The following is a 22,621-nucleotide window of genomic DNA, read 5'->3' as shown; positions in this document are numbered from 1 at the left end:
AGCGGAGACGAGTCATGACGGAGGCAGTGAAATACGTTGGTCTGGACGTTCATAAGGAAACCATCGCGGTCGCGGTTGCCGATGGGGAACGCGGAGGCGAGGTACGTTTCGTCGGCACGGTCGCCAACGAGGACGATGCGATCAGGAAGCTGGTCAAGCGGCTGACTGGACCGGGCGTGACGTTGAACGTCTGCTACGAAGCTGGTCCCTGCGGGTATGGCTTGCATCGGCTGCTGACGAAGCTGGGACAGAATTGCATCGTCATCGCCCCCTCGATGATGCCGCGGCGCCCAGGTGACCATGTAAAGACGGACCGGCGTGACGCGATGACCCTGGCGCGGCTGCTACGCGCTGGCGAACTCACCGCAATCTGGATACCGGACGAAGCGCACGAGGCGGTACGCGATCTCATCCGCGCGCGACGCAGCGCGCAAGATGATGCCATCGGAGCCAAGCAGACAGTGCGCAGCTTCCTGTTGCGTCATGATCGTCGTTTCGGCGGCAAGGCGGCCTGGACGAAAATGTACTGGCGGTGGTTGTCCGAGCAGCGGTTCGATTTTCCCCACCAACAGCTGGCATTCGAGGAAATGCAGAAGCGGGTGCTGGAGGCGCAGGCACGGGTTGGGCGCTTAGAAGCGGCGCTGACTGAAGCGGTGGACGCATGGTGTTTTGCGCCGCTGGTCCGCAATCTACAGGTCCTGCGCGGTATCAGGCTGGTCAGCGCTGCGACGCTGGTCGCTGAAGTAGGCGATCTCACCCGCTTCGACAATCCCAAGCAACTGGACACCTCGAAGAACCGTGTGATTTCGGCATGATGGAGGCGTGAAGGCTCACCCTCGCCGATCTCCAGGCGGCGGTCGAACAGGCCATCGATCTTGGCGCCATCGGCTTCGATGCCGTCAAGCACCTCGTCCTGTGCCGGATCGAACGCGTACCGCCCAGGCTGGACCTGGACGTCTATCCCTTCCTGCCACGCACCACGGTCGAGAAGACCTTTGCCAGAGCCTATCTGAGCCTGCTCTCCGACCGGCAGGAGGCCGCATGAGCGATCAGGCCCCGGAGATCCTTCTCGCTCACCATCTCAAGGCGCTCAAGCTGCCTACGTGCCTGCGTGAGCATCACAAGCTCGCGCGGCAATGTGCCGCTGAAGGCGTCGATCATATCCGCTTCCTCGCCCGCCTCGTCGAGATGGAAATGATCGACAGGGAGCGTCGCATGGTCGAGCGGCGCATCAAGGCCGCGCGCTTCCCCGCCGTCAAAAGCCTCGACAGCTTCGACTTCGCCGCCATCCCCAGGCTCAACAAGATGCAGGTGCTCGAGATGGCGCGCTGCGAGTGGATCGAGCGGCGTGAGAACGCCATCGCTCTGGGGCCATCAGGCACCGGAAAGACGCACGTAGCGTTGGGGCTCGGACTGGCAGCATGCCAGAAAGGACTGTCGGTGGGCTTCACCACCGCGGCAGCGCTGGTCAGCGAAATGATGGAGGCCCGCGACGAGCGCCGTCTTCTGCGCTTCCAGAAGCAGATGGCCGGATACAAGCTGCTCATCATCGACGAACTGGGCTTTGTGCCGCTCTCCAAGACCGGCGCCGAACTGTTGTTCGAGCTGATCTCCCAGCGTTACGAACGCGGCTCCACCTTCATCACCAGCAACCTGCCCTTCGACGAATGGACCGAAACCTTCGGATCTGAGCGTCTCACAGGCGCGCTTGGCCGGCGTGCCGCGGGCACCCGACTGTGATGGGCAATCCACGGTGTACGGTGGGGCAGGTTCGTCCGATGCCCGAGCTTAGACGGAGGATAGGCCCAGCGACGGATACGGGTAGTGCGGTGACCAATCCGCGGATGAGAGCTTGATCAATCGTCGTCGATCAGGAGTCCGCGGCACACCCGCCAAGGTTCAAACAGTCGCTGGCGTTGACGTCAGCGGAGGAGTAAACTCGGCCAACATCTCAGATGGCAGTCATGAGAGGGTGTCATTCCGCCCTCAGCCGGAACCGACCCCAACCTGTCTTCATCCCAGGTCAGCCGCGCCGCAGCCCTGCTCGATGAGGAGCTGGAGGCATGGCGCAATCGCCCGCTCGGTGAGATCCGCTACCTGATCCTCGACGCCCGCTACGAGAAGATGCGCGCAGGAGGCATCGTGCGCGACGCAGCCGTCCTCTCGGCAATCGGTATCGGCCCCGACGAACGGCGACGGGTGCTCGGCGTCAGCGTCGCCCTGTCGGAGGCCGAGGTCCACTGGCGTGGCTTCCTCGACGACCTGGTCGCACGCGGCATGCGCGGTGTGGAGTTCATCGTCTCCGACGATCATGCCGGTCTGCGTGCCGCCCGCCGCGCCGTGCTCGGTGCCGCTACCTGGCAGCGCTGCCAGTTCCATCTGGCCGCAAACGCCGTCCACCATGCCCCCAACATCGCCATCCGCGAGCGTATCGGTGCCGAACTGCGCAGCATCTGGAATGCACCGACGCTCGCCAAGGCCCAGGTCGCGCTCGACGAGCTCGTTGCCGGCTACCGCGATACGGCCCCCAGTCTCGCGACATGGCTGGAAAACGCCGTTCCCGAAGGCCTGGCTGTATTCACGCTGCCCGAACATCATCGCCGACGCCTGCGCACTTCGAACCTCATCGAGCGCGCCGTCCAACAAGAGCTCAAGCGGCGCACCGTCAAGGTCCGGGTCTTCCCCAACGACCAGGCGCTCCTACGCCTCGTTTCCGCCGTTCTCGTCGAGATCGACGAAACATGGGCCTCCGATAATAAGGCCTATATCAAATGGGAATGCCGGAATGGGTGATCATGCCCCGCGGCAATTTCCAGACGTCAGGTTGCACAATCTCGCGCGCGGCCAGCTTCAGCCATTCGTTCAAGGCAAAGACTTCGGCGGCCGCCGTCTTGTCGCCCTTGATTTCCTTCAGCCTTGCCCTGGCGGCCTTGTCGCTAATGAGCAGCTCACCGTCTTCGGCCAGTTCGGCAAACAATCCGTCCTCACTGCCGTGCTCTTCTTCCATTGCGAGCATGTCGGCAGCAACCCGCGGATGAGAGCGTGATCAATCGTCGTCGATCAGGCGCCCGCGGCACACCCGCCAAGGTCAATGCGACCGCTGGTCTTGTGGCCAGCGAAGGAATAAACTCGGCCAGCGTCTCGGATGGCAGTCATGAGAGCGTACGTTTCCGAACATCCTCTCACCGGCCCCCTCTGAGTGTTTGCGCCATCGTGAACTGGTCGCATCGAGCCCGCGCAATGATCGTCATCATGAGGCCGAAGGACCGGGAACGCCGTGGCAGGGGTCGTCGTGGTCATTCAATGCCGGGTCACCGGAACGTGACGGTAGCGGATACCGCGGCGATGATGGCCTGGAATGCCTCGCGGTCCAGACTGGCGCCACCGACCAGCACGCCGTCGACATCCTGTTCCCGGGTAAAGGCCGCGGCGTTGGCCGCATCGACCGAGCCGCCGTACAGGATCGGCACCGCCCTCCCGGCGACATCGCCCAAGGCCGCGATCAATGCCGCGCGCAGGGCGGCATGGACCGATGCGACGCGCGATGGCGCGGGTGTCCGCCCCGAACCGATCGCCCAGACGGGTTCGTACGCGACGACGATGCCCGCCGGCGCACCACCGGGCAGCGACGCGCGCAACTGCGCCGCGACCGTGCCGGGATCCTCCCCCTCGTCCTCCTCGCCGACGCAGATCAGCGGGCCCAGCCCTGCCGCCACGGCGGCGGCCGCCTTGCGGGCAACCAGCGCGTCGCTTTCGTTGCATTGGCGGCGGCGCTCCGAATGGCCGACGATCACCAGCCGCGCGCCCGCCTCCGCGATCAGCGCCGCCGAGACCGCGCCGGTATGCGCCCCGCAAGGTGCGGCGTGGCAATCCTGCGCGCCGACGACGATGCCCGCGACGCCCCGGTCCACAGCCAGCGCGATCAGCGGGAACGGCGGACACACCGCCACTTGGACACCCGGCCCCGCCGCCGCGGCAAAGCGGGGCAGTGCCGAGAGAAGCTCACGCGATCCGTTCATCTTCCAGTTGGCGACGACGAGCTTATTCATGCTCATGCCCGCGGCCCGGTCAACGTCTTCGCCAGCGCCGCGTGCCAGCCGGCGACCAGGGTCGCACGCGCGGCCGGACCCATTCTGGGCTCGAAACAATCGCCGCGCACCCAGGTCCTGGCCAGCGCATCGAGGTCGGGCCACACGCCGGTGGCCAGACCGGCGTGGAACGCCGCGCCCAGTGCCGTCGTCTCCAGATGCCGCGGCCGCTCGACCGGCACGTTCAGCATGTCGGCGAGGAACTGGCACAGCCAGTCGTTGGCGGCCATGCCGCCGTCGACCCGGATCATGGCGGGCGGCGCGCCGCCATCGGCGATCATCGCATCGGCCAGGTCCATCGTCTGATACCCGACCGCCTCCAGCGCCGCGCGCGCCAGATGCGCCTGGGTCGTCCCCAGCGTCAGGCCGAAGATCGCGCCGCGCGCATCCGGATCCCAATGCGGGGCGCCTAGCCCGACGAACGCGGGGACCATGAAGACGCCGTGGCTGTCGGGCACCTGCGTCGCCATGTCGTTGGTCTCGCGCGCATGGGTGATGACGCCGATGCCGTCGCGCAGCCACTTCACCGCCCCGCCGGCGATGAAGATTGATCCCTCCAGCGCATAGGTGATCCTGCCGTTCAGCCGATAGGCCGGCGTGGTCAGCAGCCGGTTTCCGGAGGCCACCGCCTGTTCGCCGGTATTGAGCAGCATGAAGCAGCCGGTGCCGTAGGTCGATTTGGCCATGCCGGTTTCGAAACACGCCTGGCCGAACAGCGCCGCCTGCTGATCCCCGGCGATGCCCGCCACCGGGATCGCGGCATCGAACAGGCCGTCGGCGGTGTGGCCGAAGATGTGGCTGTTGTCGTGCACCGCCGGCAGCAGCGCCATCGGCACGTCGAACAGGGCGCATAATTCCGGATCCCAATGCTGGGCATGGATATCGTACAGCAAGGTGCGGCTGGCGTTGGTCACGTCGGTGGCGTGCACCGCGCCGCCCGTCAGCCGCCACAGCAGGAAGCTGTCGATCGTGCCGAACGCCAGCTCGCCTCGTTCCGCGCGCAGACGGGCACCGTCGACATGGTCGAGGATCCAGGCCAGCTTGGTCGCGGAAAAATACGGATCGAGCAGCAGTCCCGTCTTCGCGCGCACGGCCGGTTCATGCCCTTCCCGCTTCAGCCGCGAACATAGATCGGCGGTCCGCCGGTCCTGCCACACGATCGCGTTGTGGATCGTTTCGCCGGTCGCGCGGTCCCACACCACCACGGTCTCGCGCTGGTTGGTGATGCCGATCCCGGCGATGCCGGCCGCGCCGACGCCGCTTTGCGCGATCGCGTCCCGCGCGGTCGCCAGTGCGTCGCGCCAGATGTCTTCCGGATCGTGCTCGACCCAGCCGGGGTGCGGATAATGCTGCGCGAACTCGGTCTGCGCGGTGGCGACCGGCTGCGCATCGGCATCGAACACGATCGCGCGGGTGGAGGTGGTGCCCTGGTCGATCGCCAGGATGTGCTTGGGGCCGGCCATGTCTCTCTCCTTGAAGGTCATGCCGCGACGCTCGTGCGCGGCGGCAGATAAGGCTTCACCAGATACTGGTACATGCCAGCGCCGATCACGCCGCCCAGCAGCGGTCCGGCGATCGGCACCCACCAGTAATTGTCCGGTCCCGGCAACGCGGCGTCGCCCCACCCGGTCAGCCAGCAGAACAGCCGCGGTCCGAAATCGCGCGCCGGATTGATCGGCCAGCCTTCCAGATAGCCGGCCGCCGCGCCGATGCAGGCGACCAGCAGTCCGATGACGAGCGCGCTGGCGTTGGCCATCGGAGCGGAGGTATTGAATTCGTCGGTGATCGCGAAGATGCCGAGCAGCAGAATGCCGGTTAGGATCACCTCGTCCCAAAAGGCGTGGAGCGGCGTGATGTGCGCGCCGGGCGCGGTGAAGAACACGCCGGCGGCACCGCCGCCCGCACGGGTCAGCCCGTGAGTGACGTTGTAGGCGTCGATCACCGGCCCGAACAGCTGATGGACCAGCGCCGCACCGATCATCGCCCCCACCACCTGCGCAACGACATAGGGCAGCACCTTGGCGCGCGGAAAGCCGCGGAACAGCGTCAACGCCAGCGTCACCGCCGGGTTGGCATGCGTGCCCGATACCGCGCCGGTGACGTAGATCGCGATCGTCACCGCCAGCCCCCAGGCGATGCAGACGCCCCAATAGGCGGTGGCATAGGGACTGGGATCGTAGAGGATCAGCATCGCCGCCGCCGAATCGCCCAGCGTGATGATGATCGCCATCGCCAGCGCCTCGGCGATCAATTCGCCCCTCAACGTGGTGCCTGCCATTGCCTGCCGGGTCATGCCGCTCTCTCTCCCACATCGAGTTCGTAGCTCGTGACCGGATTGTCACGCTATTTCGATCGAACGTCAACACTTTCGTTTGAAAGTTCGTATTGGCAGGTGCATATTCGTTTTCAGACATCCCTGCCGGTCGATCCGGCGATGAGGAGGCGATCAGTGGTTTACCAGACAGCATCCACACAAAGTTCACGCGCACGGCACGACGTCGATCTCCTGATCGTCGGCGGCGGCATCAACGGCGTCGGCATCGCCCGCGATGCGGCGGGGCGCGGCCTGTCCGTCGCGCTGGTCGAGAAGGACGATCTCGCCAGCCATACTTCGTCGGCATCGACCAAGCTGATCCATGGCGGACTGCGATATCTGGAATATTACGAGTTCCGGCTTGTGCGCGAGGCGCTGATTGAACGCGAGCGGTTGTGGGCCATGGCCCCGCACATCATCTGGCCCCTGGAGTTCGTGCTGCCGCAAGGCCAATCGCCGCGTCCGGCCTGGATGGTGCGGCTGGGGCTATTCCTCTACGACCATCTCGGCGGTCGCAAGAAGCTGCCAGCGACCCGCACCGTCTCGCTGGATCGCGATCCGGTCGGCAACGGGCTGAAGCCGGGTTCGCCGCGCGCGTTCGTCTATTCGGATTGCTGGGTGGAAGACAGCCGGCTGGTCGCGCTGAACGCCCGCGACGCGGCGGATCGCGGCGCGACGGTGTTGACGCACACCCGGCTGGCCGCGGCACGCCGCGAGGGTACAGGCTGGATCACCACGATCGAAGATGCGCACGGGACGCGCGATCTGACGGCGCGCGCGATCGTCAATGCCGCGGGGCCATGGGTGGCCGATGTGCTGGGCGACGTGCCCGACGCGCGCCGGGATCGCGGCGTCCGGCTCATCAAGGGCAGCCATATCGTCGTGCCGCGGCTTTACGAGGGTGCCCACGCGTTCATGCTCCAGAACCCCGACCGGCGGATCGTCTTCGCCATTCCCTATCAGGAGCGGTTCACGCTCATCGGGACGACCGACGAGGCATGGGAAGGCGCACCGGGGCGCGCGACGATCGGCCAGGGCGAGATCGATTATCTGCTGGAGACGGTCGCGCGCTATTTCGAGCGGCCGGTCGCGCAGGCCGATATCGCCTGGACCTATTCGGGCATCCGCCCGCTGTACGACGATCATGCCGCCAACGCATCGGCGGTGACGCGCGATTATGTGCTGGATCTGGACGGCAGCACCGATCGCGCGCCGATGCTAAGCATCTTCGGCGGCAAGATCACGACCTATCGCAAGCTTGCCGAGCATGCGATGGGCGAACTCGCGCCCTTCTTTCCCGAAGCGGGCAAGGCGTGGACGGCGGGCGCCGTCCTGCCGGGCGGCGACATGCCGGACGCCGATTTCGATCGCTACGTAACCACGCTCGTGGCGCGCTATCCGGCGATGCCGTCCGCGTTGCTGCGCCGGCTCGCGCGCGCCTACGGCACCTGCACCGAAACCGTGATCGGCGATGCGCAGACCCCCGCTGATCTGGGCGAAGATTTCGGGGCCGGGCTGTACGCGCGGGAGATCGACTATCTGCGCGACCGCGAATGGGCGACCAGCGCGGAGGACATATTGTTCCGCCGCGGCAAGCTGGGCCTGCACGTCGCCGAAGGTACCGCCGAACGGATCGACGCCTATCTGGCGGATCGGCTAGGGTCGGGTGCGAGCAACCGGATGTCGGCTGCATCCTGACGGAGAACATGTGTGGAAACGACCGGTCGCGACGAGCAGGACGTAACCGCGGACGGCATTGTCGCCCGGCACTTCCAGATTCTCGAACTCGCACGCAGCGCCGGGAAAGTCGCGGTGGAGGAACTGGCCGACCGGCTTGGCGTCACGCCGCAGACGATCCGCAAGGATCTGAACATTCTCGCGCGCAAGTCGATGCTGTCGCGCGTCCATGGTGGCGCAGTCGTAACATCGGGTGTCGACAATATCGACTATGTCACCCGCCGCGCCGTCGCTACCGGGGCGAAGGCGGCGATCGGCAGGGCCGCGGCCGCGCTGATCCCCAACGGGGTGTCGCTGTTCATCAACATCGGCACCACGACCGAGGCGGTGGCTAACCACCTCGTCCACCATCGTGACCTGATGGTGATTTCGAACAACCTCAACGTCGTGGATATCCTGGCCGACCGCGACGGAATCGACATGGTCGTGGTCGGCGGCCAGGTCCGTCGCCACGACCGTGCGGTCGTCGGTGCGCTCGCGATGAACTTCATCCGCGCGTTCAAGGTCGATTATGCGCTGATCGGCATCTCCGCGATCGACCCGGACGGCAGCCTGCTGGATTTCGCGGTGGACGAAGTGCAGGTCACGCGAACGATCATCCAGCACGCGCGCAAGGTGATCCTGGTAGCTGATTCGAGCAAGGTCGGGCGTCCCGCGCCGGTGCGTGCCGGCGATCTGCACGACATCGATTATCTGGTGACGGACAATCTGGTCGGTCCCGCGCTGACCGCGGCGTGCGGGGAAGCGGACGTGAAGGTCATCGAAACGGATGATCGTTGAACATAGCAGCTGGACCACGCTGCAGTCATGACGATGTATCGCCGAACGCACATCGTCGCGATGATATGATTATGGTGACGATAGGGGTCGAAGGCGGACAGCATTGCCGACGCGATGTCGCTTTTCGACAACTCGGCGGGTGTGGCTTGACCGTCGCGCTGCTGCGGCAAGTTCGTGTCGTAGGCGGTCTGGATGCGACCGCCCCCCCGTGCCGCTGCGAGCGTTGCCCATGCGGCATCGGCGGCGCGCGTAGCTTCGCGTACCGCGGTATCGATCTGGAACCGTTCGGCGCGGTATATCGCCTCCGCTTGTGGTACGCGGGAGGATACCAGCGCGCCGGTCAGCAGGGGAACACACGTTACGCAGCGGCGACGGTCGCCAGCATCTCTTCGCATCGGCAAGGTTGACAACGACGCTGGCGCGCTGCGCCTCCAGTTGCGCCACGTCGCTACGGGTGGCCTGACCCAGCCCCCAGCGCGCGCGGATTGCGGACACCCGCGCGTCGAGCCGGTAGATGCCAACCCGCGCGACCTCGACCGCCTGCGGGTTGTAGAGTAGATCGGCATAGGCGGTAACGACACTTTCAATGATGACGCCTCGGTATCGCGTTTGCCGCGCTTCTCGCCGGATACTCGGTGCAGGGCTCTGTTGCAAAAAGCTGGCGGGTCTGAGCGCGGCCGTTGCCCCGATCGGTTTCAGGTGGTGTATACGTTGAACTGTCTCTCGATCAGACGCACTTCTCCCATGATGCCGCCGCCATATTGGAAGATGGCCGCCTGACCTTTGCGAAGGGCGTGCATGACCTCGAATCCCTTGATCGTCGCATAAGCCGTTGTCAAAGTCTTGAATCCGCGCACTGGCTTGATCAGCTGTTTTAGCTTGCCGTGATCAGCTTCGACCACGTTGTCGAGATATTTGACCTGCCGGTGCAGCGTCTCCTCCGGCAGCTTGCCTTCCTTCTTGAGGTCGGCGATCGCCGGACCATAGGTGGGCGCTCTATCGGTGTTGATCTTCAAAGGCTTTTCCCAATCCTTCAACCGTTGAGGGCCTTGCCCAGGGTCACGACTCATTGATCAGAGCCAGAAGATGACGGTGGCGGCGAGGGCGATAGCGGAAAAGAAGACGGTCGGGCATCGATCGTAGCGGGTAGCGACGCGGCGCCAGTCCTTCAGACGACCGAACATAATCTCGATACGGCTCCGGCTTCAGTAGCGGCGCTTGTCATATTTGACGGGGATGATCAGGGATTTTCGCCCCGGAATGCAAGGCGTTATGCCCTTTGCCTGAACGGCATCCCTGTACCATTCTGCGTCATAGCCGCGGTCGCCCAGCATCCACTGCGCCTTGGGTAGATCGTCAAGCAGCGCGGCAGCGCCGGTGTAGTCGCTGACCTGGCCCGCGGTCATGAAGAAGCTGAGCGGTCTGCCTTCTGCATCGGTGACGGCGTGCAGCTTCGTATTCATACCGCCTTTGGTGCGACCGATGAGGCACCCAAGGCCCCCTTTATGGATGGCTCGCCCCTTATCCGAATCGTTGTCATCCTACGACAGCAGGTCGTTTGAGGAAGGAGCAAAGGTCATGGACGTATCGGTTCTGGGAATTGATCTAGGCAAGAACAGCTGCAGCGTGGTTGGGCTGGATGCGACCGGCAAAGTCGTCGTCCGCCGACGGATGCGCCGCGACACGGTCATCACATACGCCGCAGGCCTGCCGGCTTGCGTCGTAGCGATGGAGGCCTGCTGCGGAGCTCATCACATGGGACGGGCGCTGGCACGACAAGGCCATGCCGTTCGGCTGATGTCGCCGGAATATGTCCGTCCATACGTTAAGGCGCAGAAGAACGACGACCGCGACGCTGAGGCAATCGCGGAAGCGGCAACACGGCCGACCGTGCGGTTCGTCGAGTTGAAAACCGAGGAACAACTCGACATGCAAACGCTGCATTGAAGCGTCCCGGATTTCCTGGAGGCTCCCACTTGTGAGTAGGAGCATCGAGAATGAGCAAGACGACAAACAAGTTTTCGCCTGAGGTCCGCGAGCGGGCTGTTCGGATGGTGAGCGAGCACCGGGCGGATCACCGTTCGGAATGGGACGCGCTGGTGTCGATCGCCGGCAAGATCGGCTGCACGGCGGAGACGCTGCGGCGTTGGTGCCGCGACGACGCTGGCCGGCGCGCGGAACCAGCGGCACTGGCCGATGATGACCGTGCCAGATTGAAGTTGCTCGAGCGGGAAGTGAAGGAGCTCCGCCGGGCAAACGAGATCCTTCGGAAGGCGTCGGCATATTTTGCGATGGCGGAGCTCGACCGCCCCGGGCGATGAAGATGGCGTTCACCGACGCTCATCGGGAGGAGTTGGGGATCGAGCCGATCTGCCAGGAACTGGCGGTCGCCCCCTCCTCGTATCATCAACACGCCGCGCGCCTGGCCGATCCGGGCAAACGTTCTCCTCGCGCCCGGCGTGACGACGAGCGGAAGGACCATATCCGGCGCGTCCACGAGGCCAGCTTTGGCCTTTACGGATCGCGCAAGGTGTGGCGGCAGCTGCTGCGCGAGGGCGCCACCATCGCCAAATGCACGGTCGAGCGGCTGATGAAGGCGATGGGGCTGGCCGGTGTCCGGCGTGGCAAGTCCTGCATCACCACGGTTCCGGATCGCAAGGCTCCATGTCCACTCGACAAGGTCAATCGGGAATTCAAGGTCCAGCGCCCGAATGCCTTGTGGGTCGTGGACTTCACCTACGTCCACACCTGGGCGGGGTTCGTCTACGTGGCGTTCGTCATCGATGCGTTCGCCCGCCGGATCGTCGGATGGAAAGTCAGCAGCCGTGCTACCGCCGGCTTCGTGCTGGATGCCCTCGAGCAGGCCATCCATGCCCGGCGTCCCACCGCCGACGATGGTCTCATCCATCATTCCGACAGGGGCTCGCAATACCTCGCCATGAGCTACACCCAGCGCCTGGCAGAGGCAAAACTGGTGCCCTCGGTTGGCAGCGTCGGGGATTCCTACGACAATGCTCTCGCCGAGACGATCAATGGCCTGTTCAAGGCCGAGGTCATCTGGCGGCAGCGCTCATGGCCGAGCCTCGCCGCTGTCGAGATGGCGACGTTGCAGTGGGTGGACTGGTTCAACAACCAACGCCTCTTCGGCCCGATCGGCTACGTCACGCCTGCCGAGGCCGAAGCTGAATACTATGCCGCCCAGCAGGAAACCGCTATCGCGGCGTGACTCAAACCAAACTGCCTCCGGAAAATCCGGGACGCTTCATACCGCATCCGTGACCAGCTTGTCGGTGATCGCACCTCGTTGATGAACCAGATCAGGAGTCTTCTTCTGGAGCGCGGCTACATAGTCCCGCAAGGACGCGCAAAGCTTGCCGTCCGGCTGGGTGAGATGCTCGATGGTGACGAGCCAGTGCTGGGCTCTCGTATCCATCGGCTCGTCAGTGATATGCGCCTGCTCTGGATTGCCCTTGATGACCGGATCGCAGATCTCAATGCCGAGTTTACCGAGGCTGCCCGCTCGGATGAGCGAACGCGGCGCCTCCTGACTATTCCTGGTATCGGCGCGCTGAACGCGACGGCGCTGGTAGCTGCAGTTGGCGACGCTCGAACTTTCGCACGGGGCAGGGATCTTGCCGCCTGGCTTGGGCTCGTGCCGCGTCAAGCAACGACCGGGGGTAAACCGCGATTGCTCGGCATCACCAAGCGCGGAAGCCGCTATCTGCGGAAAAACCTGATCCAGGGTGCCCGGGCATCACTACCGACGATGAGCAAGAGCGACACACGACTCGGCGCCTGGCTGCGCGGCCTTTTGTCGCGTTCCCATCACAACACCGTCGTGGTGGCGCTAGCGGCCAAGATGGCGCGCATCGTCTGGGCGCTCCTGCGTCATGAGCGTACTTACGATCCAGCCGCACAAGCGGCGTGAACGAGATCAGCCGATGCACCTTGCACCGGCTGGATGATGTCTGCGGGAGGTAAGTGAAAGATGGCCTGACAGTCGACCGGTGACCTGGAACCCTATGGCTTAAAATGGCACTCGATGCCGGCCCCTTTATGAGGACCAGGACGCGCGGATCTCCATCTTGGCCAACGACCTCGCGTCGAAAGGCCGGATACGTTTTCGCAGACTGCTCAGAACATCAGACACAAACCGCTTGCCGACGGGGCGAGCCATACGTTTAACCCGCAGGCTGGACGCCGTGCGGTGCGCCTTCAGATAGGTCGCGTCGATCATGATCGTCTTCGGCGTGGCGCTCGCGGCTGCCAGTCCTTCCATTATGCGGAGGAAGACACCCCTTTCGCCCCATCGCTTCCACCCGTTGTAGAGCGTCTTGTGTGGGCCATACTCCCGAGGGGCATCGCACCAACGCAGCCCGTTGCGGTTGACGAAAACGATGCCGCTCAACACTCGCCGGTCATCAACCCGTGGCTTGCCGTGGCTCTTGGGAAAATACGGTTCGAGCCGCGCCATCTGCTCGTCCGTCAGCCAGTACAGGTCGCTCATCCTCTGTCTCCTCACGGAGCCTGAATCAGATCGAGCCGCTCAGATCAATGGGTCCTGACCCCAGGAAGCGCCTGGCGGCTTTCATATTCCGCGTCGCCGACAGGTAAAAGTCGATGGTGTCGCCCTCCTTGTCGACCGCTCGATAGAGGTAGGCCCATTTGCCTTTGACCTTGATGTACGTCTCGTCGACGCGCCAGCTTCGTGAAAGCCCCGGCCGCTTCCAGTACCAGCGCAAACGCTTCTCGATCTCGGGCGCATAGTGCTGAACCCAGCGGTACAGCGTTGTGTGATCGACACTGACGCCCCGTTCCTCCAATATTTCCTCAAGGTTCCGGTAGCTGATGCCGTATTTGCAATACCAACGAACGCCCCAGAGAATGATCTCACCCCTAAAATGCCGCCATTTGAAATCGTTCACGCCCGCTCCGCCTCCAGCTCAAAGCCGCCAGATCGGCATCACGCCAATTTTTGCAACAGAGCCCCGATAAGCGCTTCTTCCTCGATACCGCGGGTTGCACGGGCGTAGCGCTGCCGCTTGACCCGGTCGATTATGCCGAGGTTTTGTCGATCCTGCTCGACAACGCCGGCAAACCCGTTTCGTGGCATCAGACGAAACAAGGGCCGCAAAATCGAGCGCTTCCTGAGTGAGGACGAAATGGCGCGGCTCGGGAAGGCGCTGGCTGACGCTCGTGATAAGAAGCCGTTGGAGGTCGCGGTCATATCGCTGCTGGCGCTGACGGGCTGCCGGCGCGGCGAAATTCTCAATCTGACTTGGGGCGAAGTTCAAGGGCGGAAGCTGAAGCTGACAGACTCGAAAACGGGTCCGCGCATCGTGTGGCTAGGTCATGAGGCGAGAACGGTGCTCGATAGTTTGCCGCAAGGTAAAAAGGAGGCGCACGTATTTGCGTTTGAAGTCCGGTCGTCTTCGGCAGTCGATGGTGACCGGCCCCCACTGAGTGGTCCGTGATGATTGTTAGTGCATTGTCGCCTCCGTTGCCATTGGCGCCTGGAGGTGGAGCGAAGCGGAACCGGAAGGCGGCAATGGCGGCGAAGCTGCTTCTGGGGTCGGTTCCGGCTGAGGGCGAAATGACACCCTAAGCGAAATGGCCGGGTTTGGCTGGAGAACGGACTGGTGGCTTTCCGACAGCGATCCTCTACTCGCTGCCATCTCGAGTTCGCCCGGTTTTTCTGTACGCAGCGGGCTTTGCGGAAGCACTGCCCTGAATATCTTCCGGTCGAGCGCCCGCCGGGCAAATAAGTTGCTTCAGCACCCGGCCTCAGACAAATGCCTGTTATGGAGGGACCCGGGACGGTAGCTGTACGGATCAGATCGGGCTGGGGCTGGCTTGTGCTGGTGACCTTAACTGTCTCCACCATTGGTGACGAGATCTCCCTCATCACTCTGATGTTTCGGGCTGCCGAGAACGAGACGCGTTTTGCCGTGCCCATGCTGCTGATTGCGCAGCTGCTACCTGGTTTAATCGCTGCTCCGTTCATCGGTCGCTTTGTCGATAGGCGTGATGCTGGCAGAATACTTGTCGTCACCGGCCTAGCACAAGCGGCGCTTCTCGCCTGGATTGCCGGCAACACGGCGATGTTGCCGACGCTCGTTGGCGCAAGCGTGCTCAGCATCTGCTTCGCCATCAGCGGAACGGCGACCTTCGCGCTTATACCCGTACTGGCGACAGCACTTGGCATGCCGCTCAGCCGCGCGAATTCCGTGCTTGAGCTTGTGCGCGGTGTTGGGATGCTTGCAGGTCCGGTAGCGGGCGGTATCCTGATTGCGTGGATCGGCGCGCGCAGTGCTTTGCTCATTGATGCTGCCAGCTACGTCTTGCTCGCCACCGTGATCCTGGCCAGCGGCTTGCGCCGGCCGATAGCGCCGGATGAGCAGGAACCTCGTACATTGCTCGCCGAGTACTGGCCGATCCTCCGCAACCGGCGGATCACGGTGATGACAGGATCGCTGGCTTTGGAGGTCTTTGCCTCTGCCATCGCAGATGTAGCATTCGTGTTCCTGATCACAGTGACGCTGAAGCAAGGCCCCCTCGCATTTGGCCTGGTAACCGCTTGCTGGGCCGCCGGCATGATCCTGGGCGCTCTCGCGGCAGGTGCGCGGCCGATGCGCCGACCTGCTCCTTTGGCTTTCGTTGCGGCCACTATGATTGGCGTAACCATGCTGGTGATCGGCAGCGCCGCTTTGGTCGGCGCGGCCACCATCATGTTGATCGGGATGGTTTTCGTATTCGGCGGAGTTGCCAACAGCGTGCACAATGTGGCGGTACGCACGATGCTGCAAAACGAAACGCCGACCGACCACCATGGGAAGGTTGCAGCTATTTACGGCGCAGTCACGAGCAGCGCCGTCATCATTGGCTATGTCACGGGTGGGCTGTTCACCCCGAGCAACGCGGTCGGTGCTTATCTGATTGCCGGTACGCTGGGTACAGCCGCCGGCTTGGCGGGATGGGGGTTGTTCAGCAGGTTTGCCCGTTAGACTGGCGTCGCGTCCGACAAGCGGCACCCAATCTGCTGGTCGATGAATGTACGGCAGCTTCAGCGACAGGCCGATATGGGGCGACTGGCGCCCTCTCGGCGGGGGCGGGAGGTGAAAACTGATTACTCTGCTATTTCAATGTCAGGGGCCGTGTCCAACCGCGCCCGCCCCACGATCGCGGCGACGGTGTTCTTGCTGAGGCCGAGGTCGCGCGCGATCCAACGATAGCTGCGACCTTCGGCAACGAGCGCCAGCACCTTGGGGGCGAGCCGGTCGGACTTGGGGCGGTCGCCGGACTGTCGCCCGAGTTTGCGACCCCGCGCCCGCGCCGCGGCGAGACCGGACCGAACGCGCTCGCTCAGCATGTCGCGCTCGAATTGCGCGATGCCGGCGAGCATCGTAGCCATCATTCGCCCGTGCGGTGTATCGACCTCGAACGTCATGCCGCTCATCGCGACTACCGATACCCGCCAACCCGACAGCCGGTTCAGCGTATCGAGCAGGTCCTGGGTCGAGCGTCCCCACCGGCTGAGTTCGGTGACAAGGATCGCATCGATGTGGCGGGCCTGCGCCAGTTTCATCACTTCGGCGCGCGCCGAGCGGTTGGCCTTCATCCCTGAGGCGGTTTCGCGGAAAACGTCGATGACCTCATAGCCGCCACGCTCGGCGAAACCGGCGAGGTCACGCAGCTGCCGCTCACACGACTGGTCGGCGGTCGAGACCCTGGCGTAGATGGCGGCGCGTTGTCCCAATTGAACCTTCCTGAAATCAGGCTTCAAAAACCCTTGATTTGCGTGGGGTGAGTGTTGTCCAAAACAGACTTCTGTTCAACCGGGACACTGGCCATGCCGCGCCGCCATATCCTGAGTGCCCGGCAGCAGTCGGTGCTGCTTGACCTGCCGACCGACGAAGCGTCGCTGCTGCGGCACTACATCCTGGCGGATGACGACCTGATCCATATCGACCGGCGACGCCGCCCGGAGAACCGGATCGGCTTCGCGCTGCAACTCTGTGCGTTGCGCTATCCCGGCCGGATGCTGGCACCGGGCGAGGTCATCCCGCTGGCGGTGTCCGCCTTCCTCGGTGTCCAGCTCGGCATCGTCGGCGACACGCTCGTTCGCTATGCCGTCCGCCGCCAGACCCGCCAACAGCACATGGAAATGCTGCGCCGGACCTACGGCTACAGGACGTTCCCCGGTCAGGGCGTACCGGCACGCGTGTTCCGCGACTGGCTGCTCGCCGAAGCCGAACACGCGCGCTCTAACGACGATCTCGCCCGGCGCTTCATCGCCCGCTGCCGCGATACCATGACCATACTGCCGGCGATCACCACCATCGAGCGGCTGTGCGCCGACGCGCTGGTCGCGGCCGAGCGCGGTATTGAGAAGCGGATCGCCACGCGCCTCGATCGCGTCGCCTGTACCCGGCTCGATCGACTGACGACCGAGATGCTGCCGGGCGCGATCAGCCGCTTCATCTGGCTGCGCCGGATCGAGCCGGGCAACAATTCCGCCGCGGCGAACCGGCTGCTCGACCGGTTGGAGTTCCTGCGCGCGATGAACCTCGGCGCTGACCTGATCGCCGGCGTCCCGCCGCACCGCGTCGCCCGGTTGCGCCGGCAGGGCGAACGCTATTTCGCCGATGGCCTGCGCGATCTGAACGCCGACCGGCGTCGCGCCATCCTCGCGGTCTGCGTCATCGAATGGGCCGCCGCGACCGCCGACGCGGTGATCGAGACGCATGACCGGATCGTCGGCCGGACCTGGCGCGAGGCGAAGCAGCTGCACGATGCGTGCCTTGCGGAAACCAGAGGCGCGGTCACCGCGACGCTGGACGGGTTCGCGGCGCTCGGCCGATCGCTGCTCGACGCGCATGGCGACGGCGCGTCGCTGGAAGATGCGGTCGCGCGCGTCTCGGGCTGGGATCGTCTCGACCATCTCGTCGCGACCGCCAGGACGCTGACCGACACGCTGGGCGACGATCCGCTGACCCATGTCGATCGGGGCTATCACCGCTTCCGCCGCTATGCGCCGCGTATGCTGCGCTGCCTCGACCTCGCAGCCGCCCCGGTCGCCCGGCCCCTTCTCGACGCGGTGACCGCCATCGCCGCCCGGGGTGAACTCCCGGCGACCGACGATTTTCTGCGCCCGCATTCCAAATGGCGTCGCCAGTTGCGGATGAAGGGCGGTAACGATGCGCGTCTCCGCGAGGTGGCGGTGATGTTCCACCTGCGCGACGCGCTGCGCTCGGGCGACATCTGGCTCGACCGTTCGCATCGCTACGGCGACCTGCGGCATGTCCTCGTCCCGATGACGGTCGCGCACACCATGAAGCTGGCGGTCCCACCTGACCCGCATGTCTGGCTCGCCGATCGCCAGGCGCGGCTTGCCGATGGCCTCGCCCGCCTCGGTCGCACCGCGCGCAACGGGACGATCCCGCATGGCAGTATCGAAGGCGGCACGCTGCGCATCGACCGCCTCACTGCCGACCCGCCGGACGGGATCGAGGAGCTGGTGCTCGACCTGTACCGCCGCCTGCCGCCCGTCCGCATCACCGACCTGCTGCTCGAAGTCGATGCCGCGCTCGCCTTCACCGACGCCTTCACCCATCTGCGCACCGGCGTGCCGTGCGGCGACCGGATCGGCCTGCTCAACGTCCTGCTCGCCGAGGGGCTGAACCTTGGCCTGCGCAAGATGGCCGAGGCCTGCAACACCCACGACTATTGGCAACTTTCCCGCCTCGCGCGCTGGCATGTCGAGAGTAAGGCGATCGACCAGGCACTGGCCGCCGTGGTCGCCGCGCAGGGCGACCTGCCGATGGCGCGGATCTGGGGCATGGGCACCACCGCGTCCGCCGATGGTCAGTTCTACCCTGCCGCGCGGCAGGGCGAGGCGATGAACACGATCAATGCCCGCTACGGCAACGACCCCGGCATCAAGGCCTATACGCACATCAACGACCGCTTCGCGCCGTTCGCGTCGCAGCCGATCCCCGCGACCGTCAGCGAGGCACCCTATCTGCTCGACGGTCTGACGATGAACGAAGCGGGGCGGCGGATCGAGGAACAGTATGCCGACACCGGCGGGTTCACCGACCACCTGTTCGGGATCAGCGCGATGCTCGGCTACCGCCTCGTGCTGCGCATCCGCGACCTGCCGTCCAAGCGGCTGTACGTCTTCGATCCTGCCGCCACGCCGACCGAGCTGCGCCCGCTGGTAGGCGGCAAGGCACGCGAGGCGCTGATCGTCTCCAACTGGCCCGACCTGTTCCGCTGCGCCGCCACCATGAGCGCCGGCCAAGTCGCGCCGAGCCGCATCCTGCGCAAGCTCGCCGCCTATCCGCGCCAGAACGACCTGGCCGCCGCGCTGCGCGAGGTCGGTCGGATCGAACGTACGCTGTTCATCATCGAATGGATTCTCGACACCGGTATGCAGCGGCGAGCCCAGGTCGGCCTCAACAAAGGCGAGGCGCACCATGCGCTGAAGAACGCCCTGCGCATCGGACGTCAGGGCGAGATCCGCGACCGTACCACTGAAGGCCAGCACTACCGGATCGCGGGCCTCAACCTGCTCACCGCCATCATCGTCTACTGGAACACCCTGCACCTCGGCCATGCCGTCGAGGCCTGGCGTCGCGAGGGGCTGGATACGCCGGACCATCTGCTCGCCCATGTTTCCCCACTCGGATGGGCGCACATCCTCCTCACCGGCGAATATCTCTGGCCCAAGGACGCAAACGCTTAGGGTGTCATTTCGCCCTCAGCCGGAACCGACCCCAACCGGTCGGGATGCTGGGCGATATCACCCCGCGTGCGGCCGCCAAGACCGCCGCAGGCCGCGATCGTCTTGCTGTCTGGCTCAAACACCTCGAAAACCGCAGCGGCGCAAAGCCCGATCCGAGCGACCCGATGGCGACCTACGACTGCAAATGGATGTGGCGCGAACTTGGTATCGAGAAACTGCGCCGCTAACTGCCCGCTGACGCTTACCGTGAATCTGTGTCCCTACAATGCACAGGGGCCTGATTAAAAGCGATGCTCGTCGAAGTTCCTGGCCACCACGGCCCCCCCCACAAACGAACGGCCAGCGAGACGGCAGGGGCAGTCCCAATGGGATCATGTATCGGGAATTATAAAAGGGCGAAGCCAGCGGTTAACCATTCGATTCTATGATCGGCCGATGGCTCAAACGCTCGACGAACATCATCGGCAGATCGCGGCGGGTATCGCTGAGGTTCGTGAGCATTGCAGCCGGCCCATCCCTGACATAGCCGCGCTCAGCACGGCTCGCCTGCGCCTCAGCCGGACAAGCGCAGCACGATCACAGTATGTGCGCGATGTCTTGTTTCCCAAGCTGCGGGCGGGGGCTGACGGCGTCCTGCTTTCGCAACTTGATGACATGCAACGTGCATTTGCTGCAAAGCGACTCGCATCGAGTGAACACGTCACCACTTGGAGCAGCAAGGCTATCGCCGAAGATTGGGAGGGATACCGCCAAGCCGCTCGCCGCATCTGGGCTATGATGGAAGAACAAATGGATCGTGAGCGCAGAATATTCGGATAGCTCGCCCGCATGACCGGAGTGCGGCAGGTACATTTCCATTGGGATGGTGAATTGGGAAAGGCCGGTCGTTCTCAAAACCCGGTTCTGACGGGATTTCGAGAAACCTTGAGGGTCGGAATCATCCTCATCGACCGCCCGCAAGGCGAATGGTGACGCCGAACCCGCTTCCGCTCTCCGACAGGATGGCATTGCCGCCATGCCCGACAGCGATCGCACGGACCAGCGCGAGGCCAAGCCCGTGCCCATCGGTGGTACGCGACGCTTCCGCGCGGGCGAAGCGCTGGAACAGGCGCTCCGCGTCGGCGGGAGAAACGCTTGGTCCGTCGTCCTTCAGCGTCACCTCGATCGCGTCGCGCGTCGTTCGGGCGGACAGCGTTGCCGTTGTGCCGGCCGGGGTATGGCGCAGCGTGTTCTCCAGCAGATTCGATAGCGCCTGCGCCAGCAGGCGACGGTCGCCCTCGATGCGAAGACCGGGAGCGACATCGGTCTCGAGGTAATGACCGGTGGCTTCGAAGTCGGGGCGGTACGTGTCCGCCATATCGTCAAGCAGCGCCGACAGGTCGATCGCGGCGAACGCGCGGCGTTCCGCCAGTCCTTCCACCTCGGCGATACGGAGCAATGCGGCGAAGATCTCCAACAGGTCGTCGGCTTGCCGGCGGGCGGCATTGATCGCCTCCGCATCCCCGGCCGCGGCGCGATCCAGCTGATTGCACAGGCGGGTGAGCGGCGTGCGCAGGTCATGCGCAACGTCGGTCGAGACCTGCCGTAGATTGTCCATCAGCGCCGTTATGCGGTCGAGCATCCGGTTGAGCGTCGCGGCAAGGCGATCGAACTCGCTGTCGGACCCGTCGCGCGGTACCCGCTGCGTCAGGTCGCCGGCGATGATCGCCTGCGCGGTGGCATCGATGCGTGACAGGCGCCGCCGCGTCAGCCATCCGACCAATATCGCCGCGCCGATCCCCAGCGCCAGCACCGCGCCCAGCGCGCCCGCGAACAGCAGCGCCAGCGTCCGATCGATCGCGGCCAGGTCGTGGCGGTCGGCGACGACGACTAGAAGCCCGCCGGCCAAGGGCGTGGCGAGGGCCTGGCCGACGCCGGTGGTATTGCCGCGGCGAAAGCCGAAATGCTCCTGGTAGCCGGGTTCGGGCGGCGCGAGCGGGGCGATGGTGGCGGCGACCGTCCGCCCGTTGCGGTCGACCAGCAGATAGTCGAGACTGGCTTCGTTCCGCGCATCCTCGCGCAGGCGGATGGCTTCGGCCACCCCCGCCAGTCCCGCTTCGCTCGCCTCGGCAGCGAGCGCGCGCGTTTCCACCGCGACGCGGTGGTCGAGCTGTTCCTCCAGCGCCTCGTGCGTCACCTCATAGGCGACCCCTCCGATCGCGAGCGTCGCCGCGGCGAAGGCCAGCGCGACCAGCACGACGATGCCGAAGGTGGAGCGCCACAGGCGGCGGATCATCGTCACGCGTCCCGGATCATGTAGCCCGCGCCGCGCACCGTCTCGATCGCGTCCATGTCGAACCCGGCGTTGAGCTTGGAGCGCAGTCGGCTCAGATGCGTCTCGACGATGTTGGTCTTGGGGTCGAAGTCGAAGTCCCAGACGCGTTCGAGCAGCATGGTCCGCGTCATCACCCGCCGGGGGTTGCGCATCAGCTCGGCCAGCAGCGCGAACTCGCGCGGTTGCAGGGTCACACGCCGTCCGGCCCGTTCCACCGTGCGACGGTGCAGGTCGAGCACGATGTCGCCGACCCGGAGCAGGTGCGCGTCGTCGCCGCGCGGTGCCGGCCGGCGCGCCAGCGCGTTGAGGCGTGCGGCCAGCTCGGAAAAGGCGAACGGCTTGACCAAATAGTCGTCGGCGCCGCCCTCCAGTCCCTCAACCCGATCGGCGATTCCGCCGACCGCGGTCAGCATCAGGACCGGCGTTGCGTCACCGGCCGCGCGCAACGCCTTGACCAAGGCGAGGCCGTCGAGGCCGGGCAGCATCCGGTCGACCACGATCGCGTCGAACCCGCCCCCGGTCGCCTGGAACAGCCCGTCACGGCCATCGGCACTGACCGCGACCTGGTGCCCGGCCTGGCCCAGCCCCTGCGCCACGAAGGCGCGGGTGTCGGCATCATCCTCGACAATCAATATCCGCAT

General features: G+C 64.9%; 16 protein-coding genes, 10 pseudogenes and 1 other annotated feature. Of the genes and pseudogenes, 13 read left to right on the top strand and 13 right to left on the bottom strand.

Going from position 1 to position 22,621, the window contains the following annotated elements; all coding sequences use genetic code 11:
* Positions 1-14: 14 nt before the first annotated feature.
* The 4 genes and pseudogenes from GGR48_RS11390 to GGR48_RS11375 all read left to right on the top strand — a co-directional run.
* Positions 15-782 (top strand): annotated as a pseudogene (locus GGR48_RS11390) (IS110 family RNA-guided transposase); the annotation flags it as partial.
* 50 nt (positions 783-832) lie between these two features.
* Positions 833-1,045, top strand: a pseudogene (locus tag GGR48_RS11385) (IS21 family transposase); the annotation flags it as partial.
* A pseudogene (gene istB, locus GGR48_RS11380) lies at positions 1,042-1,710 on the top strand (IS21-like element ISSsp5 family helper ATPase IstB); the annotation flags it as partial. The pseudogenes GGR48_RS11385 and istB, both read left to right, overlap by 4 nt.
* A 267-nt stretch (positions 1,711-1,977) precedes the next feature.
* Positions 1,978-2,793: an IS256 family transposase gene (locus GGR48_RS11375; RefSeq protein ID WP_206362499.1), complete on the top strand. Its 816-nt coding sequence runs from the start codon at positions 1,978-1,980 to the stop codon at positions 2,791-2,793.
* Here GGR48_RS11375 and GGR48_RS11370 read toward each other — a convergent pair.
* The 4 genes from GGR48_RS11370 to GGR48_RS11355 all read right to left on the bottom strand — a co-directional run bounded on the left by GGR48_RS11370 (position 2,768) and on the right by GGR48_RS11355 (position 6,381).
* Positions 2,768-3,016 carry a hypothetical protein gene (locus tag GGR48_RS11370; protein ID WP_076711786.1) on the bottom strand — a complete coding sequence of 83 codons (249 nt, stop codon included), beginning with the start codon at positions 3,014-3,016 and terminating at the stop codon, positions 2,768-2,770. The two genes, GGR48_RS11375 and GGR48_RS11370, sit on opposite strands and share 26 nt — an antisense overlap.
* 295 nt (positions 3,017-3,311) lie before the next feature.
* Entirely contained in the window at positions 3,312-4,055 is a 744-nt protein-coding gene (gene tpiA, locus GGR48_RS11365) for a triose-phosphate isomerase (protein WP_076711785.1), read from the bottom strand.
* On the bottom strand, positions 4,052-5,551 hold the full coding sequence (gene glpK, locus GGR48_RS11360; RefSeq protein WP_183952008.1) for a glycerol kinase GlpK: 1,500 nt from the start codon (positions 5,549-5,551) through the stop codon (positions 4,052-4,054). The genes tpiA and glpK overlap by 4 nt, the downstream gene beginning before the upstream one ends.
* A gap of 17 nt (positions 5,552-5,568) precedes the next feature.
* Entirely contained in the window at positions 5,569-6,381 is an 813-nt protein-coding gene (locus tag GGR48_RS11355) for an MIP/aquaporin family protein (protein WP_076711783.1), read from the bottom strand.
* 156 nt (positions 6,382-6,537) lie between these two features.
* Between GGR48_RS11355 and GGR48_RS11350 the strand changes: the two genes are divergently transcribed.
* Together GGR48_RS11350 and GGR48_RS11345 are read left to right on the top strand one after the other, a co-directional pair.
* Positions 6,538-8,100, top strand: coding sequence for a glycerol-3-phosphate dehydrogenase (locus GGR48_RS11350; protein WP_076711782.1), 1,563 nt, complete (start codon positions 6,538-6,540; stop codon positions 8,098-8,100).
* A 12-nt stretch (positions 8,101-8,112) separates the two neighbouring features.
* Positions 8,113-8,919: a DeoR/GlpR family DNA-binding transcription regulator gene (locus GGR48_RS11345; protein ID WP_083748311.1), complete on the top strand. Its 807-nt coding sequence runs from the start codon at positions 8,113-8,115 to the stop codon at positions 8,917-8,919.
* Between the two features lie 695 nt (positions 8,920-9,614).
* Here GGR48_RS11345 and GGR48_RS11340 read toward each other — a convergent pair.
* Positions 9,615-9,974 (bottom strand): annotated as a pseudogene (locus GGR48_RS11340) (DDE-type integrase/transposase/recombinase); the annotation flags it as partial.
* Positions 9,975-9,992: 18 nt separating this feature from the next.
* Positions 9,993-10,430, bottom strand: a pseudogene (locus tag GGR48_RS11335) (IS5 family transposase); the annotation flags it as partial.
* Between the two features lie 67 nt (positions 10,431-10,497).
* Between GGR48_RS11335 and GGR48_RS11330 the strand changes: the two are divergent.
* The 3 genes and pseudogenes from GGR48_RS11330 to GGR48_RS11320 all read left to right on the top strand — a co-directional run.
* Positions 10,498-10,863, top strand: a pseudogene (locus tag GGR48_RS11330) (IS110 family transposase); the annotation flags it as partial.
* Between the two features lie 53 nt (positions 10,864-10,916).
* Positions 10,917-12,145, top strand: a protein-coding gene (locus GGR48_RS11325) for an IS3 family transposase (RefSeq protein WP_089413675.1) whose coding sequence is annotated in 2 segments (ribosomal slippage) — positions 10,917-11,205 and positions 11,205-12,145 — 1,230 coding nt in all. Because the reading frame shifts where the segments join, the coding sequence is not laid out codon by codon here.
* Positions 11,198-11,314: a sequence feature (AL1L pseudoknot), on the top strand. Its footprint overlaps the gene before it by 117 nt.
* A gap of 39 nt (positions 12,146-12,184) precedes the next feature.
* Positions 12,185-12,847 (top strand): annotated as a pseudogene (locus tag GGR48_RS11320) (IS110 family RNA-guided transposase); the annotation flags it as partial.
* Positions 12,848-13,087: 240 nt separating this feature from the next.
* On the opposite strand, the pseudogene GGR48_RS11315 reads toward GGR48_RS11320, so the two are convergent.
* The 4 genes and pseudogenes from GGR48_RS11315 to GGR48_RS18430 all read right to left on the bottom strand — a co-directional run.
* Positions 13,088-13,426 (bottom strand): annotated as a pseudogene (locus GGR48_RS11315) (transposase); the annotation flags it as partial.
* Positions 13,427-13,484: 58 nt separating this feature from the next.
* Positions 13,485-13,844, bottom strand: a pseudogene (locus GGR48_RS11310) (IS6 family transposase); the annotation flags it as partial.
* A gap of 38 nt (positions 13,845-13,882) precedes the next feature.
* Positions 13,883-14,146, bottom strand: a complete 264-nt coding sequence (locus GGR48_RS17935; RefSeq protein ID WP_206362492.1) for a hypothetical protein — start codon at positions 14,144-14,146, stop codon at positions 13,883-13,885.
* Between the two features lie 253 nt (positions 14,147-14,399).
* Positions 14,400-14,495, bottom strand: a pseudogene (locus tag GGR48_RS18430) (integrase catalytic subunit); the annotation flags it as partial.
* A 285-nt stretch (positions 14,496-14,780) separates the two neighbouring features.
* On the opposite strand from GGR48_RS18430, the gene GGR48_RS11300 reads away from it, so the two are divergent.
* Positions 14,781-15,923 (top strand): MFS transporter, encoded by a 1,143-nt coding sequence (locus tag GGR48_RS11300; RefSeq protein WP_231733184.1) that lies wholly within the window; start codon positions 14,781-14,783, stop codon positions 15,921-15,923.
* Between the two features lie 122 nt (positions 15,924-16,045).
* Here the strand turns inward: GGR48_RS11300 and GGR48_RS11295 are convergent, their stop codons facing one another.
* Positions 16,046-16,702, bottom strand: a complete 657-nt coding sequence (locus GGR48_RS11295; RefSeq protein WP_231733182.1) for a recombinase family protein — start codon at positions 16,700-16,702, stop codon at positions 16,046-16,048.
* 66 nt (positions 16,703-16,768) lie between these two features.
* Here GGR48_RS11295 and GGR48_RS11290 point away from each other — a divergent pair, with 66 nt between their 5' ends.
* From GGR48_RS11290 to GGR48_RS11280, 3 genes are all read left to right on the top strand, one after another.
* Positions 16,769-19,666 carry a Tn3 family transposase gene (locus GGR48_RS11290; RefSeq protein ID WP_183952007.1) on the top strand — a complete coding sequence of 966 codons (2,898 nt, stop codon included), beginning with the start codon at positions 16,769-16,771 and terminating at the stop codon, positions 19,664-19,666.
* A gap of 44 nt (positions 19,667-19,710) precedes the next feature.
* Positions 19,711-19,893 carry a hypothetical protein gene (locus tag GGR48_RS11285; RefSeq protein WP_244954860.1) on the top strand — a complete coding sequence of 61 codons (183 nt, stop codon included), beginning with the start codon at positions 19,711-19,713 and terminating at the stop codon, positions 19,891-19,893.
* Between the two features lie 208 nt (positions 19,894-20,101).
* Positions 20,102-20,485, top strand: coding sequence for a hypothetical protein (locus GGR48_RS11280; RefSeq protein ID WP_183952006.1), 384 nt, complete (start codon positions 20,102-20,104; stop codon positions 20,483-20,485).
* 124 nt (positions 20,486-20,609) lie between these two features.
* On the opposite strand, the gene GGR48_RS11275 is transcribed toward GGR48_RS11280, so the two are convergent.
* Positions 20,610-21,941 (bottom strand): sensor histidine kinase, encoded by a 1,332-nt coding sequence (locus GGR48_RS11275; protein WP_183952023.1) that lies wholly within the window; start codon positions 21,939-21,941, stop codon positions 20,610-20,612.
* A 2-nt stretch (positions 21,942-21,943) separates the two neighbouring features.
* A complete protein-coding gene (locus GGR48_RS11270) occupies positions 21,944-22,621 on the bottom strand; it encodes a response regulator transcription factor (protein ID WP_183952005.1) in 678 nt (225 codons plus the stop codon).

The sequence above is a fragment of the Sphingomonas pseudosanguinis genome, assembly GCF_014196255.1.
Lineage (GTDB): Bacteria > Pseudomonadota > Alphaproteobacteria > Sphingomonadales > Sphingomonadaceae > Sphingomonas > Sphingomonas pseudosanguinis.
This window is presented reverse-complemented; position numbering and strand designations above follow the sequence as displayed.

Bases quoted from the DNA above. Each gene is read 5' to 3' on its own strand.
- GGR48_RS11370 (WP_076711786.1), bottom strand. From the start codon at position 3,016: ATGCTCGCAATGGAAGAAGAGCACGGCAGTGAGGACGGATTGTTTGCC.
- tpiA (WP_076711785.1), bottom strand. From the start codon at position 4,055: ATGAGCATGAATAAGCTCGTCGTCGCCAACTGGAAGATGAACGGATCG.
- glpK (WP_183952008.1), bottom strand. From the start codon at position 5,551: ATGGCCGGCCCCAAGCACATCCTGGCGATCGACCAGGGCACCACCTCC.
- GGR48_RS11355 (WP_076711783.1), bottom strand. From the start codon at position 6,381: ATGACCCGGCAGGCAATGGCAGGCACCACGTTGAGGGGCGAATTGATC.
- GGR48_RS17935 (WP_206362492.1), bottom strand. From the start codon at position 14,146: ATGACCGCGACCTCCAACGGCTTCTTATCACGAGCGTCAGCCAGCGCC.
- GGR48_RS11290 (WP_183952007.1), top strand. From the start codon at position 16,769: ATGCCGCGCCGCCATATCCTGAGTGCCCGGCAGCAGTCGGTGCTGCTT.
- GGR48_RS11285 (WP_244954860.1), top strand. From the start codon at position 19,711: ATGCTGGGCGATATCACCCCGCGTGCGGCCGCCAAGACCGCCGCAGGC.
- GGR48_RS11280 (WP_183952006.1), top strand. From the start codon at position 20,102: ATGGCTCAAACGCTCGACGAACATCATCGGCAGATCGCGGCGGGTATC.
- GGR48_RS11275 (WP_183952023.1), bottom strand. From the start codon at position 21,941: ATGATCCGCCGCCTGTGGCGCTCCACCTTCGGCATCGTCGTGCTGGTC.
- GGR48_RS11270 (WP_183952005.1), bottom strand. From the start codon at position 22,621: ATGCGGATATTGATTGTCGAGGATGATGCCGACACCCGCGCCTTCGTG.